Source organism: Cysteiniphilum sp. GTC20157 (genome assembly GCF_055396795.1).
Genome location: NZ_AP044698.1, coordinates 1,021,672 through 1,042,189 on the forward strand (window position 1 = coordinate 1,021,672; position 20,518 = coordinate 1,042,189).

18 protein-coding genes are annotated in these 20,518 nt (G+C 36.0%); 12 read left to right on the plus strand and 6 right to left on the minus strand.

The window, feature by feature from the left end:
- Window positions 1-9: 9 nt before the first annotated feature.
- Both ACZ5V8_RS04575 and ACZ5V8_RS04580 read left to right on the plus strand, forming a co-directional pair.
- Window positions 10-1,176 carry a cation:proton antiporter domain-containing protein gene (locus tag ACZ5V8_RS04575; protein WP_464218536.1) on the plus strand — a complete coding sequence of 389 codons (1,167 nt, stop codon included), beginning with the start codon at window positions 10-12 and terminating at the stop codon, window positions 1,174-1,176.
- Window positions 1,177-1,272: 96 nt separating this feature from the next.
- A complete protein-coding gene (locus tag ACZ5V8_RS04580; protein ID WP_464218537.1) occupies window positions 1,273-2,160 on the plus strand; it encodes a universal stress protein in 888 nt (295 codons plus the stop codon).
- A 49-nt stretch (window positions 2,161-2,209) separates the two neighbouring features.
- On the opposite strand, the gene ACZ5V8_RS04585 is transcribed toward ACZ5V8_RS04580, so the two are convergent.
- The gene (locus tag ACZ5V8_RS04585; protein ID WP_464218538.1) at window positions 2,210-3,154 is read right to left on the minus strand and encodes a calcium/sodium antiporter; all 945 of its coding nucleotides are present in this window, start codon (window positions 3,152-3,154) and stop codon (window positions 2,210-2,212) included.
- Between the two features lie 391 nt (window positions 3,155-3,545).
- Here ACZ5V8_RS04585 and mbhE point away from each other — a divergent pair, with 391 nt between their 5' ends.
- The 7 genes from mbhE to mnhG are packed head-to-tail and all read left to right on the plus strand — an operon-like array spanning window position 3,546 to window position 8,866.
- Window positions 3,546-5,651 carry a hydrogen gas-evolving membrane-bound hydrogenase subunit E gene (gene mbhE / locus ACZ5V8_RS04590; protein ID WP_464218539.1) on the plus strand — a complete coding sequence of 702 codons (2,106 nt, stop codon included), beginning with the start codon at window positions 3,546-3,548 and terminating at the stop codon, window positions 5,649-5,651.
- Entirely contained in the window at window positions 5,651-6,058 is a 408-nt protein-coding gene (locus tag ACZ5V8_RS04595) for an MnhB domain-containing protein (RefSeq protein ID WP_464218540.1), read from the plus strand. Before mbhE ends, ACZ5V8_RS04595 begins: the two co-directional genes overlap by 1 nt.
- Window positions 6,055-6,348, plus strand: coding sequence for an NADH-quinone oxidoreductase subunit K (locus ACZ5V8_RS04600; protein ID WP_464218541.1), 294 nt, complete (start codon window positions 6,055-6,057; stop codon window positions 6,346-6,348). Before ACZ5V8_RS04595 ends, ACZ5V8_RS04600 begins: the two co-directional genes overlap by 4 nt.
- Window positions 6,341-7,816 (plus strand): complex I subunit 5 family protein, encoded by a 1,476-nt coding sequence (locus tag ACZ5V8_RS04605; protein ID WP_464218542.1) that lies wholly within the window; start codon window positions 6,341-6,343, stop codon window positions 7,814-7,816. The genes ACZ5V8_RS04600 and ACZ5V8_RS04605 overlap by 8 nt, the downstream gene beginning before the upstream one ends.
- 3 nt (window positions 7,817-7,819) lie before the next feature.
- Window positions 7,820-8,314 (plus strand): Na+/H+ antiporter subunit E, encoded by a 495-nt coding sequence (locus ACZ5V8_RS04610; protein ID WP_464218543.1) that lies wholly within the window; start codon window positions 7,820-7,822, stop codon window positions 8,312-8,314.
- Window positions 8,298-8,570 (plus strand): monovalent cation/H+ antiporter complex subunit F, encoded by a 273-nt coding sequence (locus ACZ5V8_RS04615; protein ID WP_440615543.1) that lies wholly within the window; start codon window positions 8,298-8,300, stop codon window positions 8,568-8,570. Before ACZ5V8_RS04610 ends, ACZ5V8_RS04615 begins: the two co-directional genes overlap by 17 nt.
- The gene (gene mnhG, locus ACZ5V8_RS04620) at window positions 8,570-8,866 is read left to right on the plus strand and encodes a monovalent cation/H(+) antiporter subunit G (protein WP_464218544.1); all 297 of its coding nucleotides are present in this window, start codon (window positions 8,570-8,572) and stop codon (window positions 8,864-8,866) included. The genes ACZ5V8_RS04615 and mnhG overlap by 1 nt, the downstream gene beginning before the upstream one ends.
- 15 nt (window positions 8,867-8,881) lie before the next feature.
- Here mnhG and ACZ5V8_RS04625 read toward each other — a convergent pair whose 3' ends face one another.
- Window positions 8,882-11,086, minus strand: a complete 2,205-nt coding sequence (locus ACZ5V8_RS04625; protein ID WP_464218545.1) for a putative inorganic carbon transporter subunit DabA — start codon at window positions 11,084-11,086, stop codon at window positions 8,882-8,884.
- Between the two features lie 11 nt (window positions 11,087-11,097).
- On the minus strand, window positions 11,098-13,320 hold the full coding sequence (locus tag ACZ5V8_RS04630) for an NADH-quinone oxidoreductase subunit 5 family protein (RefSeq protein ID WP_464218546.1): 2,223 nt from the start codon (window positions 13,318-13,320) through the stop codon (window positions 11,098-11,100).
- Window positions 13,321-13,597: 277 nt separating this feature from the next.
- On the opposite strand from ACZ5V8_RS04630, the gene ACZ5V8_RS04635 reads away from it, so the two are divergent.
- Window positions 13,598-14,515, plus strand: coding sequence for a LysR family transcriptional regulator (locus ACZ5V8_RS04635; RefSeq protein WP_464218547.1), 918 nt, complete (start codon window positions 13,598-13,600; stop codon window positions 14,513-14,515).
- Between the two features lie 77 nt (window positions 14,516-14,592).
- Here the strand turns inward: ACZ5V8_RS04635 and feoB are convergent, their stop codons facing one another.
- The 3 genes from feoB to wrbA form a co-directional block, all read right to left on the minus strand.
- Entirely contained in the window at window positions 14,593-16,902 is a 2,310-nt protein-coding gene (feoB, locus tag ACZ5V8_RS04640) for a Fe(2+) transporter permease subunit FeoB (protein ID WP_464218548.1), read from the minus strand.
- The gene (locus ACZ5V8_RS04645) at window positions 16,899-17,120 is read right to left on the minus strand and encodes a FeoA domain-containing protein (RefSeq protein WP_464218549.1); all 222 of its coding nucleotides are present in this window, start codon (window positions 17,118-17,120) and stop codon (window positions 16,899-16,901) included. Before ACZ5V8_RS04645 ends, feoB begins: the two co-directional genes overlap by 4 nt.
- Window positions 17,121-17,198: 78 nt before the next feature.
- Window positions 17,199-17,783 carry an NAD(P)H:quinone oxidoreductase gene (gene wrbA / locus ACZ5V8_RS04650; RefSeq protein WP_464218550.1) on the minus strand — a complete coding sequence of 195 codons (585 nt, stop codon included), beginning with the start codon at window positions 17,781-17,783 and terminating at the stop codon, window positions 17,199-17,201.
- A gap of 13 nt (window positions 17,784-17,796) precedes the next feature.
- Between wrbA and ACZ5V8_RS04655 the strand changes: the two genes are divergently transcribed.
- Together ACZ5V8_RS04655 and ACZ5V8_RS04660 are read left to right on the plus strand one after the other, a co-directional pair.
- On the plus strand, window positions 17,797-18,987 hold the full coding sequence (locus tag ACZ5V8_RS04655; protein ID WP_464218551.1) for a YihY family inner membrane protein: 1,191 nt from the start codon (window positions 17,797-17,799) through the stop codon (window positions 18,985-18,987).
- Between the two features lie 57 nt (window positions 18,988-19,044).
- A complete protein-coding gene (locus ACZ5V8_RS04660; RefSeq protein ID WP_464218552.1) occupies window positions 19,045-20,463 on the plus strand; it encodes an exonuclease domain-containing protein in 1,419 nt (472 codons plus the stop codon).
- The last annotated feature ends 55 nt before the right edge of the window (window positions 20,464-20,518 follow it).

The following is a 20,518-nucleotide window of genomic DNA, read 5'->3' on the forward strand; positions in this document are numbered from 1 at the left end:
GATGTGGGTATGCATAGCTTGGTATTTGTGTTCTTTTTAGTGTTTTTTGGGGCTTCAGTCTTTGCGACACTAGCACTTTATACACGACAGGCTATCATTGTTGCTTATATTGCTTTGGGTGTTATCGTTGGTCCGCATTGTTTAGGGTTTATTGCTGATACCACAACGGTACATGAGATATCGGATATCGGTATTATGTTTCTGCTGTTCTTATTGGGACTCAATTTAGAAATCAAAAGCATGATAAAAATGCTCGGTAAGGCGATGTTTGTTTGCATCACCAGTAGTGTGGTGTTTATTGCCGCTACCGTACTGATTTGTCATTTTTTTGGTATTGGCGCACAAGGGTTGATTATTGGGGCTGCATTAATCTTCTCAAGTACGATTATCTCTTTGAAGCTTTTACCAACAACGGCATTACATCATAAGCGTATTGGTGAGTTAGTGATTGCTATTTTATTGATTCAAGATTTAATTGCGATTTTAATGCTCACCTTTATAAGCTTATGGTCATCACAAACCGAAAGCTTCCATTTGTTTTCATTAGTTAAATTAATACTGGCACTACCGGTTTTAGGTGGTGTTGGCTTTTTAGCACAACGTTATTTTCTCTTTAAACTGTTTAGAAAGTTTAGCCGCTTCCAAGAGTATATATTCCTATTATCGATTGGTTGGTGTCTTGGTATGGCGCAGTTAGCGATTGTTTTTGGACTATCCAATGAAATCGGTGCTTTTATTGCAGGTGTCACCGTTGCAAGTTCACCAATTGCTAAATATATTTATGAGAACCTCAAACCACTGCGTGATTTCTTTTTGATATTATTCTTCTTTTCCGTTGGCGCAGGCTTTCAAATTGGAATGTTGCCTTCGGTATGGGGCGTTGTGTTAGCGTTAACTATTTTAATCCTAGTGCTAAAGCCTGTCGTTCACTTTGCCACGCTATGGTTAGTGCGTGAAACGCCAAAAGAGTCTTTTGAGATTGGTATGCGTTTAGGGCAGGGTAGTGAGTTCTCATTGATGTTAATCGCATTAGCAAATACCGCTGGCATTGCCACCGTAAGCTCTGAGATTATCGTCGAAGCGGTGGCTATTTTAAGCTTTATTGTATCGTCTTATATTGTCGTTTTAACTTACCCAAGTCCGATTGCTGTTTCAGATCGTTTAAGAAGAGATTGATACGGTCATTATTTATTAGCTAAGGAAATAGAAAAATGAGATAAGCTCGGCTATACTCGAAGCTACTCATCTTAATCGTAAGGATACAAAATAACTATGCAACGATTCAATAAAATTGCCCTAATATTACAATTAGATCAAAATAATGCCCAGACCATTGAATATGCCGCATCAATTACAACGACTAATGATGCTAATTTAATCGTCATCTGTGCTCATCGAAGCAAACTCTCTGATTCAGATCAAAAGCATATTGATAATACATTAAAACAACAATTATTGGTTAAGTATGATATGGTTTTTTTGACAGGACATCCTGTGGTTGAAATCACAACCTACTGCCATGCCAATAAAATAGATTTAGCGATATTAGCTGCTGATAACGCTAAAGGAATGAAGCGATTCTTTTTCGGCTCTTTATCTATGTCTTTAATGCGCAAAGCGCCTTGCCCTATATGGGTTACGAGACCCATTCAAGGAAACCACTACAAACGTATTCTTATTTGTGTTGACCCATGTGCTGAGGATATTAACAAAAAAACCTTAAATACTAAGTTAATAGAAATTGGTACTTCCTTTGCTCGATATGAAATGGCTGAATGTCATATGGTTTGTGCGTGGAATTTGCCCGAAGAAAGTACACTTAAAAGTCCCTTTATTCGTACGCCAGAGCATGTCATTAATCAGCTTAAAATGAATAAAAAAGTCGAAGTGGCAAAAGCATATCAAACGTTACAACAGGAATTTGCAGACAGGTTGACTAATTGCCAAACGCACTTAATTTATGGTGAGCCTGTCAAAGCAATTAGTGAATTTACCGTTGAGCATAAGATTGATCTGGTTATTATGGGGACTCTAGCGCGCAGTGGGCCTCATGGTTTTGTTATGGGTAATACTGCTGAAGCCATAATTAATCAACTTGAGTGCTCTATTATGGCGATAAAACCAGACGGCTTTGTGTCACCTTTAGTTCGTACTAAATAGTTCCCCCCCTCCCAATATTTTCTATACAGTTTTCGTTGTCTGCTAGTCACTATAATAAGCCAGTCACGCAGATATAAATGACATAAGATATAATCAGAGCAGCACCATATGCTCGTGTTATTAGTTTACCTTTTCTCATAAGAAGTAGGTAAGTTAAAAAAGCAGTCAATAAGACCATATAAGAGAGATCTCGATAAATGATCGTACGACTTACTGCAGTGGGAGTAATAATCGTTGCAACACCAGTTACAGCAAGTGTGTTAAATATATTAGAACCAATGACATTGCCAATAGCAAGACCGCCTTGGTTTTTGAAAACTGCAGCAACAGAGGCAGCTAGCTCAGGTATTGATGTCCCAATTGCTACAATAATAAGTCCAATAATAAAATCCGACATTCCCAGAAATTTACCCACATTAGTTGCCGCAAACACAAGTAGTTTTGAGCCAAGAATAAGTAATAGTAAACTAAAGATAATCCATAAGCCTGATTTTAAGGGGTGGGAGGTATGATGTGTTTTTGCTGTTACTGTGTCATCAGATAGGTGTTTTTTGTTAAATATTTTTATACCAAATAATAATAGTAGAATCATCAAAAGCATGATACCGTCAAATCTCGATAAATATAAATTATAAGTCATGATCGATAAAAAGAGCGTAATGATTAATAAAGTCACTGACTCGTGTAAAAAAGTATTTTCTTCAGGTGCTTTAATTGGTTTAAGCAATAGTACGCATCCTAGAATTAAACCAATGTTAGCAATATTAGAACCAATCGCATTACCAATTGCTAATGTGCTTTGATCATTTAAAGAAGCAACAATGGCAATCACTATTTCAGGACTTGATGTACCAAAACCTAAGATAACCATCCCAATAATCAATGGTGATACCTTGAAATAGTTTGCAATTTCAGCAGCGTGATGCACGAGTCTCTCGGCGCTATAGATAACTACTATCAAACTGATAACGACAGTCAGACTACTTAATAGCATATATTTAGCTCTATCAGTTAGTATTTTTATTATTGATAGTATCTATGATTTATGGAAAATTCATAGAAGAATATAGCCGATTTTGTGTGAACATGTTTTTGATATTTTGACATATGACGTAAAGAAAAAGTATCTTCATATTTATAAATTGGATGTTATCCGTATTTTTTATTTGCATGTTTTACAGATACGGATATAGTAAATTACTAAGCTGATGATTTATACAATATAAAACAAAATGGATTTTACACTTTTCTTACTTTTTGGTTTCCTTTTGGCGCTACCATTGTATATACAACCGAATAAATGGTGGCGATTAATCCAGTCGATATACTGGTTATTGACTTTTTTATGGTCACTAAAAATTATCGAACCTTTTAGCTTTCACAGTATGCACTGGTCAAAGCTTCTTGATATATCATTTAGTTGGCATTGTGATGGATTAAGCAATGTTTTTGTTATGCTCATTAGCGGGATCGGTATTTGCGTTTTTTTATATGCTGCAAATTACATGCAGTCAAATCGTTTTAAAAAAGCTAAATTATTATCACTGTTGCAAATCTTTGCCATCAGTATGTTAGCCATGGTTGTTACTGACGATATGATCGTACTATTTCTTGCTTGGGAGTTGACCACTATAAGCTCCTATCTGTTGATACAGTTTAATACAACAGATGCAAGTGCTAATCAAGCAGCATTCAATGCCATGTTTATTTCAGTGTTAGGTGGACTCGTGATGCTTGCAGGTTTCATTCTCTTGTATCAGAAAACAGGCAATTGGTCACTACAAAATGCCGTTTATCTCAATGATGGAGGCTCGCTGTTAAGTGTCTTTATATTAATCATGCTCGGTGTGGTGACAAAATCAGCTCAATTTCCTTTTCATTTCTGGCTGCCACAAGCAATGAAAGCACCAACACCAGTAAGTGCTTATTTGCATTCAGCAACAATGGTCAATGCAGGTATTTATCTGTTAGCACGCTTTCACCCTTTGTTTAGTTCCTTTGATTATTGGTATCCTGTATTAGCTTTTTTTGGTATGAGCACCATGACTTTAGCGGCAATACTAAGTCTATTTCAAAAAGATTTAAAAGCTATTTTAGCCTATACAACTCTTTTTGCGTTAGGTTCTATGGTTTATCTTTTGGCAAGTCCTAAATGGCAAGCTATTGAAGCATTTATCATTTTTTTAATTTTTCATGGCGTATACAAGGCATCGGCTTTTATGCTAGTTGGTGCCATTGATAAGCGTTATCACACAGGTGATATTTATAGTTTAAGAGGCATTGCAAAAAAATGGATATTGGGCGCATTGGTCGCTATTATCTGTTTTTCAGCGATGGCAGGCCTACCACCATTTTTCGGCTTTGTTGTTAAAGAAATGATTTATGAGGCGAAATTAGCTTCAGGCTCAGTATCTTATCTGCTTATGTTTTTAAGTATACTCAGTAGTATGTTGATTGCGGCAACGAGTTTTAAATGCCTATTTTATTTATTCAAAGGGCGCTCCAACGTATACCCAGATAACGCAAATGCAACAGGTATTGGTTATGCCTTGGTGTTGAGTTTGTTTATTGTCGCGCTCAGTGGCTTGGGCTATTATTTAGATCATGTTATAGCCAATGCCATCGACAGTATCGTTGGTAATCGTTTTGCCTTGGAACCCATATATTCACAGATGGCAACGTTATTGACTTTAATCACAGTGGTTGGCGGAATGGTTATTTTTATTTTGGTCAAAGCACTCAAAGATCATCTACCACAACTACGCTTTCATATTAATTTCAATCAATTATTTGAATATCTTTTTGAGCGGTTTCTTTACCTTGGACGCATTATTACTTATTTAACCCAAAGACAACCATTATCACAGCAATTAGTGATCATACTTTCAAGCTTGATCCTGTGGTTGCTTATTGCTTTTTGGGTGATATTCAAACCTTTAAGCACGAGTATCATTGGATCATTTAGTATTGGTATTAATGATACCGTTAGTTTATTGTTAATTGCTATTGTGGTAAGTTTTCTTGTAAGTCGCAAAATAGTGATCAATATGATTGGCTTTGCTTTACTAGGATTTGCAATTAGTGCGTTTTTTGTATTGCAAGGAGCACCTGATCTAGCCATGACACAATTATTGGTTGAGATATTAAGTACCATTATTTTAGCAATCGCCCTGCGTAAATCGACGTTACCGACACTCAAAACGACAAGTAGAAGCAAAATAATTAATGCTACAATTGCAATTATTTTTGGTGCGATGATTACAGCAATGTTATTGATAGTAACCAATATGCCAATGAATACAAAGCTGAGTGATTTCTTTATCGAGAACAGTTCTATTGCTGCTTATGGGCGCAATGTCGTTAATGTTATTTTGGTTGATTTCAGAGCATTTGATACCTTTGGTGAGGTGATTGTTATTTTAGGCACAGCTTTGGCTGTTTATCTCATTATCACTATGAAATCATTGTGTAAAAAGGAAAAAAATGTGTGATGTCTATTTTACTTAAAACAACGACACGATTGCTTACACAGATTATGTTGCTTCTTTCTGTACTTCTGGTCTTAAGAGGGCATAATTATTCTGGAGGCGGCTTTATTGGTGCTCTTTGTGCCAGTTTGGCGATCACGCTATATGCATTAGCGCATGAGATCAGTGTCGATGGTCTTAGGCATTGGACAAGTAAATTAATGACTTTAGGATTGTTTTTTTTGCTGTTAAGTATTTGTTTGCCACTATTTTTTGGTAAACCCATGCTCACTGGATTATGGTTAACTTGGTCAGTGTTCGGCAGTGAGATTAAATTAGGTTCTCCATTGATCTTTGATTTGGGTGTTTATTTTACAATTACAGGCAGCTTGTCATGGTTAATTATCAACTTAGAGGGGAAAGAAATATGATTGTTTTTGCCTGTGGTGTACTGATTAGCATAAGTATCTATTTATTTTTGGACAGAAATATTATTCGACGTGTATTTGGCATCATTCTTTTAGGTAGCACGACCAATATTATTATTTTGATTTGTGGCAGACTTGGTAATACAATGCCTGCTTTTATTAACGACAAGCAGCATGCTCTGTCAAACCCTTTAACGCAGGCACTTGTTTTAACGGCTATTGTCATTGGTTTTGGCTTGTTAGCATTTTTATGCGCATTAATAAAATCAATTATGGACAAGCAAGATGATTGAGTACCTTACTTCAAGTGTTATTGTCATTCCGTTATTTGGCGCTTTTATTCATCTTATGATTGCCAAAGCACATACTCGCTTTAGCAATCGATTACAACTTTGCTTAGTATTCTTGTGGCTGGTTGTTAGTGTATTGCTACTCTTGCAATTAAAGCAGTCAATTTTCATAAGACTAGGTGATTGGGCGCCACCTTTTGGGATTACGATCGTTGTTGATAAACTCAGTAGCTTTATGCTTGCTATATTTGCTTTGGTCGCTTTTTGCATCAACTTTTATAGTTACTCGGATAAAGACATATTAAGTGCTAAACGCCCAATATTTTATGCGGGATTTTGGCTGTTATTATTAGGGATATCTGGTGCGTTGTTGACGCGTGATATCTTCAACCTGTATGTGTGGTTTGAAGTGATTTTAGTTAGTTCCTTGATCTTATTAAGCACTACGCGCCATCCTAAACTTCATGCCCTGTTTAATTATGCGATGATGAATATTGTTGGAACTTTGTTGATGTTATTATCTATTGCTTTGATTTATGGGCTGAATGGGGCATTAAGCTATGATGAAATTTCTCATTATTTAACACAAGATACATCACGCATACTGCCGATACTCTGTTTGTTTATCTTTTCCCTTGGCGTCAAAGGAGCACTATTTCCTTTATATTTCTGGCTACCGAGATCCTATCCAAAAACCAGTGTTAGTTCAACAATGTTATTATCTTCCTTGGTGACAAAGGTAGTTATGATCATTCTATTAAGATTCGTTTGGCTATGGCCAATATTGCAGCACAAATTCTTTTTAAATAGTCTGCTTTGTGTTGCTTTAGCAACCATGTTTTTTGGTGTGATTGGGGCAGCTAGTCAATTTCGATTTAAGGATATCTTAGCCTTTCATATTATTAGTCAAATTGGTTACATTGTATTGGCAATTGTATTACCTTTTCCTATGGCGGTGATTGCTGCAATTTACTTCATTGTGCACAATATACTGGTAAAAACAATTTTGTTCATGATTGCAGGAATTATTCAGCAGCACATTGGCACAGATGACTTCAAGAAGCTAGGAAGTATGCTTAAACATCACAAATGGCTGGCATTTGTTTTTTTCATTGCCGCAATGTCGTTAGCTGGCTTCCCTCCACTATCTGGTTTTTGGGCTAAGTTTATTTTGTTGAAAGTTGCGATTATTCACGGTTTTTATATCAGTGCGGCGATTGCCATAATTGTTAGTTTGTTAACGCTGTATTCAATGATCAAAATATGGCGTTATGTTTTTTCACAAACACCAAAATTGCCACAGTCTAAGCCACAAAAAGTCATTCCTTTCTCATTGAGTTTGAATCTGGCTATTTTGCCATTGTTTGTGATCATGCTTATCATTGGACTTTTTCCAGATAGTCTGTTGCAATTGTTAACACCAATCGCCTCGCAACTAACACATATTCAACCGCTTGATCTTTACAGGTAGAGAATGATGATGAGAAATGATACCTTGATGATTATTTTTTTGACATTTATTTGGTGTGGGTTTAGTAATAACTTCATGCCTTTGAATATCTTATTAGGTTTTGTTGTTGCTTTGATATGCCATTTTGTCATTCCAAAGCATGATGACATAAGTTATCAAATTCGCTTATGGGCATTATTATTACTGCTATTTTTTTGTATAAAAGAGCTGTTTAAATCAAGCATTATAGTCGCTTGGGATGTTATCACACCTAAGAAATATCATACGCCTATTATCATAGATATTGATTTAGATTGTCAGCTAGATATTGAGGTTACGCTGTTGGCAAATCTAATTTCATTAACACCAGGGACTTTATCAATTGATATTACTAAGAATAAGCATCAATTGAAGCTTCATGTGATGTTTGGTCAACAGCCTGAAGAGGTAAGAAAGTTTATAAAGCAACAACTGGAACCAAAAGTTATGAAGGTGTTTAGATATGCAGTTACTGATTAATACTTTAAACGCGATCAGTGTAATATTTTTAGCGATAGCTTTTATTCTCGTCTTAGCGACTGTGTTAAAGGATCGTTGTGTTTTTGTTAAGCTCATATGTCTGGAAATGCTAGTTAACCTATTTATAGGCGGTGTTGGTTTGTGGGCTTTGAAAATAGATTTTTATTTGTTGCTTGATATTTGTATTGCTCTGTCTTTAATCATGTTTTTAAGCACTGTCGCTTATTGTCAATTACTTACAAACAAGAGGGTATAATGAATATGTTAGCATTGATTGGCAGCCTAAGTATATTTTTAGGCGCATTATTTATTGTAATTGCAGCCATTGGCTTGTATCGTTTTCAAGATCTTTATTTAAAGATGCATGCTGCAACTAAGGCAGGCACTTTAGGAAGTGGTTTGGTTTTGTTGGGTGTAGCACTTTATGCAAGAGATATGCATATTATCACTGAAGTGATCCTATTAATTTTGTTCATTGGGATTACCAACCCTATTAGCGCACATATAATTGCTAAGACTTACTTATATTTGAATAAGAAGCAGGATACGTGAGAGTTTTTTTCAATATTATGTACTTATATCTATAACTTCAAGCGTCAACCACCCACCGGAAATTAACTGGCTCACTTTTTCATTTTGTGCAACCGTATTTTGTATTATTGATTTGTTACCATAAATAATGACTAATAACTTCCTGGGCTCATGGATAAATTGCTGTTGATAGCTAATACTTTGTTGTGGTAAACCAATTTTTAAATCGCTCAGGTTACCTTCCATGACACCAATGCCAGGTATGACATTATGAATGGCTTTATTACCAGCACCAAATTGTTGTTGGTTGACGGTAGAAAAATAATATTGGCTATTAATCCAATGGGCAACAATTACTGGAGCAGCAATAATCCCAGTCAATATCTCTCCTGTTGGGTCATTTTCTGGCTCATAAGAATGTAGAAAAGTGCGTCTTTCAAGATTAGCATGTTTACTTAATTTTCTTGGACCAATAATAAGCGCATAATTATTGGCAAGACCTGTTTCTGGAATAAGGTCAGCCCAGTCACTTTCTTTGCGTAACATGTCAGCATTTTCTTGATAAATCAGACCTCGTGATTTCTCAATTCTTAATTGTTGAGATGCAGCTTTAGCAACTTCTATTGTTTGGTCACTCGGTTGATCATTTAAAAAGGTAATATTGTCATAGGTGGTAAAATGACAAGCAGCAAAGAATTTTGTGTTATCAGGAATCACAATGCCATTTTCTGCTAATTTTTTACGAACTGCTTTTTTATTTAGCAATTCAACGGCAATAATGGCATTAGGTATACCAGAATTACCGCCGCAAGCACCACAATCTAAAGCAGCAGCATAAGGGTTATTATCGCTAACAGATTGATGGCTACAGATAATGACTTCACTTGCAAAATCATCTGTTAATCCAATGGTTTTTAAGAAACCTAGTGCAGAGTTAGCTGCTACAGCGTCATCAATTTGTGAAACATCATATAATTGATGCGCATATCTTGCTTTAGAGGTGTGAATAAATGTCTTTTTCAACAGTTTAAAAAGCTTGAAAATACCCATTATCTCAAATAAGGCAAAAGGAGAGCTTAAATGATTTTTACTGTCATTAATGGCTTTGTTGGTTAAGTCTTTAGTTGAAATTGCTAAAGACTTATTTCTCCTTTTAACTGCGATAACCTCTGATGGGTCAAGTATTGCAGGTGATTGGTAACGGCTGTTATTACCCTCTTTAAATTTAAAAGCAAAACCAAAAAAACCTGCAAAACCAAAGGTTTGGTGATTTGAAAGTGATTCTATATGGCGTCTTATTCCTTCAGAGCGGGTATCAATACAGAACACCCATTGGGCGCTGGGTGGAGAATCTGTGATTTTCTCATTAATAGTCTTATCTTTGAGCTTTTGTAGTAATTGATTATGTAGATTATATTCATAGGCACTTTGCCAAATGCTTAATATTGGTAATTCCTCATGTGAAGTCATTTCAGTTTGCTTATATACACTTTTATTGCTCTTAAAAATAATCCACTCGTAACTTACCCACATTAACAGAATTGAATCAAGTGAAGTTGTGGTGTTTAGCCAAGGATTATCTGGGCGAGAGCGAACCCATTTTATGAGACTACTCCATCCATATTGCTGAAAAAATATTTCTTTAAAATATGTCGTCAATTGTGACTCAGGTACGCCTATGTCAGTTAACATTTCTTCAATCAGTTCAAATGTATTAACGCTGGCATTAAAAATTTGCCCCAAGGTTTTGTGCTCATTTATAACATATCCCTTCCAGAAACTTTCTAAGCTTTGTTGATTCGTTTTACTAATGTTGTTTTGAGCAAGTCTACCAAAATACTGTAAAAGCCAATGGTTACATTGTTCCTGAACCCAAGTAAGCGATTGATAATAGTTAAATGATTCAACCTGTTGAGCATATAATGTAAGGTTGATATTGTTTTCTGCTATTTCGTTAAATAAGCTTTGTTTCAGCTGCTCATCTTCGATGGTTTTATGCAAACCGTGAAATTTTAATGATTTGTTAAGATTAGCATCATTAATTTCACCTGATGCATACTTTTCAAGATAAAAATTGTGTGGCATAGTTGCTGAGCGGTCATTGATTTGTTTTATCACAGTGGCAAATGGTTTATCTGTCATATCCCATAAAGGATTTACTGTAATAAACGCCTGTAGTGGCCAATAGGTAGAAACGTATTTAGATGCCTCAAAAATTGCGTTTTTAATCGTATTTTGCATAGTTAATTGCCTTAAATATTACTGAATATTGAGAGGATAAAGTTCGGGAAAAATCCACTAAACACATTTAATAAAATAACGGTCCAACATAGTATGTGTGTGATGAGTTTTGGTTGTGGACTATGATTTGTTACCGCATTGCGATCAAATATATACAGCTGTAAACAATGCAATATACTGATACTCAGTAGAATAACACCTAGAGCGAAGATAAATCCTAACATTGGATTCATAATAATTAACCCGTTTAATATGTATATTTCAGTAATAAAAGTTGCTGTTCCTGGGACGCCAAGCATGAGTATGAGTAATATCCCTATATATAATTTATGCCAACTTAGTTTGTTTAAGTTAGCCTTAACCGATTTACGGTGTGACGCCATTTTAGCTAAAGCAAAAGTCATTAACATTAAAGGCAATATATTTATCAAATGGTATAATGCAACTTTTTGTATAGCAATACTATCAGTAAAAAGGGCTAAGCCAATAAATGTCAATTCAAATATACCTAGCCAGTAAAAAATACAAGGCAATGTGTTTGCTCTGTTTGCCGAAATCGATGTAAGTATTAAAATTAACGCGAATACGCCAGTGACCATCAGATTAACAATCTGTGTTTGATTTTGACCTGTTGATGAAAAAAATAACCCTGAAGCAAATATTAACACACTAATAATAAGTATTGCATGTGCGTAACTTGTGTTATTAGTTGATAGCTTGCGTCTGGTAAAATAATCCCCAAGTCGGCGAATAATCTGTAATACTGACCCTCTATATAGTTCTTCAATGTAAAGTTTGCGCATAAATAATTGTTCTATCAGCTGATTGTTGCTTGTAGGTGATTTGATGGATGGAATAAACCAACTTGAAATTTGTAGGCATATTGCTATAAATACTACATTCACTTGAAATATTTGAAAATAACTATTTGAACTTTCAAGGTTAGGAATTAGAAAGTTCAAAGAACTAATGATTATTGTATAAATTATCAGTGTGATAAGCACAAAGCCAGATGATAAAAAAATGGATCTAGCCGAGTGTTTGGCACTGAATATTTTATAGTTGAGTTGTAACAGCGTGATAAATATAAAACCCCAAATAACAAATGGAAAGTCAATCGTAAATAGTTTTAGAATACTATAGGCAACATATAGATATACTGTCGATAAAATGATGCTTACTATTGGTCTGCATGAGGTGTTTTCCTTCTCAGGTTCTTCGCTCAATTTGAGTGTACTGCCTGCATTTAGAAATAAACTGGCTTTAAAAAAGCCGTGAGCAATTAAATGATAGACTGCTGATAAAAATGCACCTGTTCCACATTGTAAAATCATATAGCCCATTTGAGACATGGTCGAATATGCTAGTTTTTTCTTAGTATCGTATTGGGAAAATGCAAACAAACTTCCTAAAATTGCCGTAATTAATCCGATAGTGAAAACAAATAGTAATAAGCTAGTATTTTCAAGATACATTGGCGCTAGACATGCAAGTAGATATCCACCTGCATTAATGACTCCTGCATGCATTAAAGCAGAAACCGGTGTTGGTGCTTCCATTGTATCGGGCAACCAAATATGAAATGGGAATTGTGCAGACTTGGTCATAATTGCAATAAAAACTAAGAATCCGATAAGTGCATTATTGCTTTGGTTCAATATGACATCAAAACTAGATGTACCGTAAAGTTGGTAGCACAATACAACAGCAGTTAAAAAAGACAGATCACCAACACGATTAATAACGAATTTTTTCTTGGCTGAGCGGTTTGCGAAGACATCGTAATGGTAATGGTTTAGGGTAATGTAAAGCGACAGTCCAATAAACTGCCAGCCGATAAAAGCGGTGAATAAGTTATTAGCAAGCACAAGAATACTGACACTGAGGGTAATTAATCCAAGTTGACCTAAAAATCGTGCTCTGGTTAAATCACTTTCAAGATAACGCACAGCATATTGATAGATGATCAAGCTAATTAAAGTGACGACAGAAAGCATTAAAGCAGCTAAAGTGTCTAGTTTGAATGAGATTTCTAGTTGTAGCGATGCATATTTAAGAACATTAATTGTTGTTGCGCCGAGCGATATTACTGGGCTAATGAGTAAAAAAAGTGAAATAATAAATACAGCTAGTAAAATGAGCCTACTAAGTGAAAAAAATTTTTTTTGATCACCTTTGGCACTAAAGCTCAAAATGCTTGACACTGCGATAAGAGTTAATAATAAGATATTCATATTTTTAGACCTGTTGTTTTAGAAAATTTAGTTGCTTGAACATACTTGAGAGCAGTTAATATATCTTTAGGTCACAAAGAGAGAACCAATAATAAGGAGCAAGCTGTTAGCGTATTTTGTTATAATTAGAGTTAAATTGATTGCTCTGGAGTCTGAAATGATACTATTATTCACAAGATCGCCTATTGTTAAATTTAAGTAGGATTATAAAACACAATATTCATTTGTAAAATTCTAAATTTTTATGTAAAACATAATAAAAAAATGATGGTTAATTATGAAGATATCAGTTCACCAATTAGTAGTATTCAAAAAAATCGTTGAAAAATCAGGTATTACTGCTGCAGCAAAAGCACTCCATATGACTCAACCAGCGGTATCAAATATTTTGAAAGCACTTGAAAATTATTATGGTTGTAGGTTAATTGAGTTAATTGGTAAGAAAGTGTTCATAACACCTTCTGGTCAAAAACTTTATGATTCTGCAACACAAATACAAGAAACATTAGTCAATACAGAAACTGAAATTAAAAATATTAATGGGCAAATCAGTGGCAAACTAAAAGTCTCTGCCGTATCGACAGCAAAGTACTTCATCCCTAGATTGTTAGGTGCGTTCAAAAAAAATCACACTGAAAATTTTGACATTGAACTCAAAGTTTGTAATCGAAAGGAAATAATAGAAAGACTCAATGAAAATTTAGATGACTTTGTTATCATGAGTCAACCTCCTAAAGACAAGGGATTGTTAATCAAGGATTTTTTTGAAGATCAATTGGTTGTTGCCGTGTCGTCTAAAAGTGATTTGTTAAAGAAACAAAATTGGTGCTTGGATGAATTAGCGAGTCAGAACTGGGTGATACGTGAAGAAGGTTCAGGTACAAGAATAGTAATGCAAAAGTTATTTGATGAAAATGAGATAAAACCGAATATTGTTATGGAAGTGGGGAATAATGAATCTATTAAGCAAATCATTATGGCTGATATGGGTATTTCCATTGTATCTATGCAAAGTATAGAGTTTGAATTAGGCCTGGGGTTGATTGAAACTTTATCTGTTAAAGGGTTCCCATTATTTCACGAATGGTATTGGGTAGCACATAAGTCTAAAGTTCAATCATTACTGATGACAGAATTTCTAGCATTTGCTCACACACATTCTGATGATGCCCATTACTACAATTGGCAAAAATAAATTGCGAATCCAATACCAAGGGCAGAAAATAATTGAAGTTACGCACTTTTATTAGTTCAAATGAAATAACTTATTATCTAGTGACAACCTGATTCTTTACTATTAACCGTTACAGCACATCCTTTGCCACAGCCTTGGTTTAATTCTAATTCAAAGCGGAATTTTTGTGAAGAATATTTCATCGCAAGTACCAATAGAATCATATAAATAATAACTCCGATAATCCAACTCAGTGCATGAAGTGGCGTAGTTGCTAGTTGTGCTAATTGATAGACAATAACCGCAGCAACATAGGCAATTGAGGTGCTCCAAAGTACCGACATCCATGCCCAGCCACGCGTTGCCTCACGTGCCATTGCACCAATGACAGAGGCGCAAGGAACATATAAAAGGACAAACAACATATACGCAAATGCCGCAGCTAATGAACCAAAAGCAACAACCATTGAGCCCATGGCAGTTTTATCTATATTGGCATCCGCCTCATTCGCAGCAAATGGGTTGATAAATGCGCTTAAGCTCATGTTTTTAAAGCCATCAACAGTATCATGCCAAGAAGCGGCAATTCCACCCCAAAAATCAAATTTCTCACTCGCAGCATCGGCTAAACTTTGTGGCTTTTCTTGTGTGTAAAGTGTATTTAAAGTCCCAACAACAACTTCTTTTGCTAATGTGCCAGTTAAAAGACCAACGGTTGCCTGCCAGTTGTCTTCAGTCACCCCCATTGGTTTCAATACTGGGGTAATCGTGCGTCCAGTTTGCGCCAGAATTGAATCCGGTGAGCCACCGGCAACGACAGCTCCATTGGTTTGGATACTATTTAAAGTCCCAACTAAAACACAAATTGGGACAATGACTTTACCTGCTCTAAAAATAAAGCGCTTTAAACGGCTCCAACTATTTAAGCCAATGGTTTTAAAGTTAGGTAAGTGATAAACGGGTAACTCCATCACAAATGGAGCACTCTTGCCGGTTAATAAGGCAAACTTAACAACATAACCTGTGATAATAGCACCTAAGATACCAGCAATATATAAACTAAATACAATCAACGCACTATTTTGTGGAAAAAAGGCAGCAGCAAATACAGCAAAGATTGCCAAGCGCGCACCACAAGACATAAAAGGTGCCATCATGATGGTCATTAAGCGATCGCGACGAGTTTCTAATGTTCTTGTTGCCATGACGGATGGAACATTACAACCAAAGCCAACAATCAAGGGCACAAAGGCTTTACCAGGCAGTCCAATCGCTTGCATAAAGCGATCCATAACATAAGCAGCACGTGCCATATAGCCTGAGTCTTCCAAAAAGGATAAGAATAAAAACATGCAGCCAATTTGTGGAATAAAGGTCAAAACGGTATTAATGCCTAAACCAACACCTTGGGCAATGACAGCGACAAGCCACAGGGGTAAACCAAGATAAACGCCTAAATGCGTCATGCCTTCAACAAATATCACACTTGATGTGTTGTCAAATAGTGGTTGCAGCGCACCACCAATGGTGATTGAGAATTCAAACATCAGATACATAACAAATAAAAATACTGGTATGCCTAAGTACTTATTCATGCATAATTTATCAATCATTTCAGTTGTTTTATGCTGCGAAATTTGGCTTTTTTGTGTGCTTTTATTAACGATGTCAGCGATGGCTTGGTAACGCGAGCTTGATAAGGTGATATCCGCTGTATGATCAAGCTTTAGTTCGTTTTTTAATGCTTGTAAGCGGTTAAAATCAGTGGATGACAGCAAATGTTTAAGTAGATAATTATCTTCGGCAATTGAAGTGCTTAGCCATAAACTAGGATAACTATACTTAGCTTCAGTAATTTGGCTGGCAAGCTTATTAATTGCTTCAGGGTAGTAATGACTTAGATCATAACTTGAGGTGCTTTGAGGTTTGAATAATGCAGTTTTTAACTGACTGATGCCGACCTTTTTGCGTCCAATGACGGGGATAACGGTGCATCCCAAAGTTTGTTCAAGCTTATGATAATCAATAACAATACCTTTTTTGCTAGCAACATCGATCATGTTAATGACGAGAATCAACGGGATACCCGTTTCCATTAATTGTGTGGTTAGATATAAATTGCGCTCAAGATTTGAAGCATCAATGACATTGATAATTGCGTCAGGCTTATCTTCAACGATAAAGCGTGCGGCAATTTGCTCGTCAATAGATGACTCATCACTGGCGGTTAAGGTATAAATACCCGGCAAATCAACAATTTCTAAGCGCTGATTATTGAAATCAACCTTGCCAACTTTTTTATCAACGGTCACGCCACTCCAGTTGCCAACCTTTTGTTTAAGACCCGTTAATGCATTAAAAAGTGTTGTTTTACCACAATTCGGATTCCCAATAATTGCATATTTCATAAGGTTTGTACCTGCATGTAAAGGATTTCTGATTTACGTAATGACACAGAGAAGTTTTTAATCGAAATGTGATAAGGGTTACCAAACAGTGCTTTCTTAGCGATATAAAAAGTCTCACCAGGAATAAAGCCTAATGACAAAAGCTTTTGCATATAATTGCGTGGACAATTATCATTAAACCCAAGGATTTTATAAGTTTGTTTTGTTTTGATATTCATAAGAGTAGGTATATCAATCAGCGGATGCCTGATTATAAACAGGCGTTTTCTTTAAGTCAATGTAATTGAGAAGAGTTATCATTTTTGTTTGGCGATTTCAGCGACTCGTTTACCTAAGGCTTTTGCTAAGATAATCTCATCTTGCGACAATGGTTTATCAGAATTGATGCCATTGTAATGGCTTAAGCCATAAGGCGTGCCACCTGTTTGTGTGTTTTGTAGCGAGGGTTCACTGTAGGGGATACCAACGATCATTGCGCCATGGTGTAAAAGTGGCAACATCATTGAAAGAAGCGTTGTTTCCTGACCGCCATGCAAGCTCGCTGTGGAGGTGAAAACAGCGGCTGGTTTGTTGATTAATGCGCCTTTAAACCATAAGTCACTGGTCGTATCGATAAAGTATTTAAGCGGTGCTGCCATATTACCAAAGCGGGTTGGGCTGCCCATGATAATACCTGAGCAGTTTACAAGATCTTCTTTAGTAACATATATGGCACCACTATCGGGAATGTCACTTTCGGTTTTTTCGCAATTGGCTGAGATATTTGGTACGGTTCTAACGATGGCTTCTAAGCCGCCAAGTTCGACGCCTTGCGCAATTTTCTCTGCCATTGCTTTTGTTGAACCGCCTTGACTATAATAAAGTATCAAGATGTTTTGCATAAAAAGGATCCTTATGACTAAGTTAACACAAAACTATAGTAAGCGATTTAGCCGTTTCTGGGTATCGGTGTTTAGAGAATATTTGCAACAAAACTGTTTAACGAAAGCATCAAGCTTAGCGTTGACTAGTCTTTTTGCTTTAGTGCCACTTCTTATGGTGTCAATCTCAATCTTAAGCATGTTGCCGGCGTTTAAAAGTATCCAAGGTGAGTTTCAACAGTTTATTTTGCACAATATGCTGCCAAGTTCAGGCGAAGCTGTAAATGAGTATTTAAAGCTCTTTATGAAGAATCGTGCAGGATTACCGATTACGGCGGTTGTTGTACTTTTTTTCATTAGCATTATGATGATGCGCGCGCTTGAGAAAGTGCTCAATGATATCTGGCAGGTCAAAAAAGAGCGACCCTTATCACAGGCTTTTTTATTATATTGGGCGGTATTAAGCTTGGGACCTTTGCTCGTTGGGGCAAGCTTAGGCTTGAGCTCTTATTTATTATCATGGCATTGGTTGAATGATGGTTTTAGTCAATTGATAAGCTTCTTACAGATTTTACCTTTTATTTTTAACCTTATTGCTTTTACGTTTATTTACCAAGTCGTGCCCTATACGCGTGTCAAATTCAAGCATGCGCTATTGGGTGGCTTAATGATGGCAATCGTGTTTGATTTAGCAAAAAAAGTGTTTGCATGGTATGCGCTAAACTTACCAACCTATGAGATGCTTTATGGTACATTAGCGATTATTCCATTGTTTATTTTGTGGATTGCAATTTCGTGGCAGCTGTTTTTATTAGGAGCTATTGTGGTGCGGATGTTAAGTGTGCCACCGGCGTTACGCGTGACGCAAAAAACACCACAATTTAGCTTAGCGATTGATGTGTTGCGTCTTTTGTATATCAAACAAAAAAGCAAATGTGCGGTTGATAAAGAGATGTGCGCTAAACATTTGCCGCATGCTGACTTGAAAGTGTTGGATTCGCTTCTTGTCACATTAGTAAAGCATCAATATGTTAGCATTACTCAAGAACAAAAATACGTTTTAAGTTGTGATTTATCACAAGAAAGGCTAAATGATTTTTATCAAAATATGCATTGTTTTTTGTCACTTCAAGATGATCGCAATCAGGCGCTAAATAGTTTAAGAAAAACCATTTATCAACAAATGGATGAACCTTTGATTGATTTTATTTTGAATGAGCACTGACATCCAACGGCAAAGTGATTACACTGTATCAATTGATAGTAAGGAATAAAAAAACTCATGGCAAAAACTTTTCTTTTTTATGATTTGGAAACAACAGGCATTAATAAATGTTTTGATCAAATCATTCAATTTGCAGCAGTGCGCACAGATGAGGCGCTAAATGAAATTGAGCGTTATGAGTTTTTAATCAAATTAAACCCCGATACGATCCCAAACCCTGAGGCGTCAATTACCCATCATATCTCGATTGAACAAGCCAATACGGGGTTGTTTGAATATGAAGCGATTAAAAAAATTTATGCCTTGTTCAACACGCCTGAAACAGTGAGCTTAGGCTATAATACGTTAAGTTTTGATGATGAATTTTTGCGCTTTGCTTTTTTTAAGAACTTGTTTCCAGCGTATGATCATCAGTATAAAAATAATTGCTCACGCATGGATTTATATCCAATGGTTGCTTCCTTTTATTTATTTGCCAATGACGTACTTAGTTGGCCTATTAATGATGAGGAAAAAGTGTCATTGAAATTGGAAGATATCAATGCGCAAAATGGTCTTTATACTGAAGGGCGCGCGCATGATGCGTTAACCGATGTATTGGTGACTTTAGAATTGGCGCGTAAATTAAGATCATATCAACCGAAAATGTGGGATTATTTAACAGCACGCTTTAATAAAACTGAAGATCAAAAGGTTTTGTCACAATTGGATATTGGTCTACATATCAATGGTGAGGATTACCAACAAGCTTTAATGGTTTCAGGGCGCTTTGGCTACAATGAGCGATTTATGCTACCAGTGCTTAATTTAGGGCAGCATTGGCATTATAAGAACCAATGGTGCTTTTTACGTCTTGATTATGCTGAACTCACTGATGTGAATTTAGAAAACTTGTCAGAGCATTTTTTAACAGTGAACAAAAAATGGGGTGATTTGCCGTTGGTGTTGCCTGCGAAAAAGCGCTTTTTAGCGCATTTATCAGCAGAGCGTATAGCGCTTATTAAACGCAATAAAGCGTTCTTAATGCAAAACCCAAGCTTATTTATAGACATTAAAGAATCTGCTTTGGATTTTAAATATCCTGAGATTGAGCATATTGATGTTGATGCCTCACTTTATACGGCAGGATTTATGAATTATGCTGAGCAGGCATTGTGTGAGCATTTTCATCAAAAAGCAGTTGTTGACAAAGTTAAGTTAATGCGTGAAATGAACCGTGGGATGTATGAGCGCGCATTGCGTGTTATCGGGAGAATGGCGCCAGATAAACTAACAGCTGAGATGCAAGGTGAATTTCAGGAATATTTAGAGAAAATTGCCAGCTTTGAAGCTGAAAATATGCCTGTTGACTTTAAAGGCGGGCGTAAAGTCTCAATTCCTGAAGTTTATGAACGTATCCAAAAACTGCGTGAAAGTGAGCTTACTGAAGAGCAGTTATACTTACTTGATGAGTTAGAGGCATATTTGTCATTATAAAAAACAATAATGTAGGGGCGTATTGCATACGCCCTATACATGCATATACCCACTT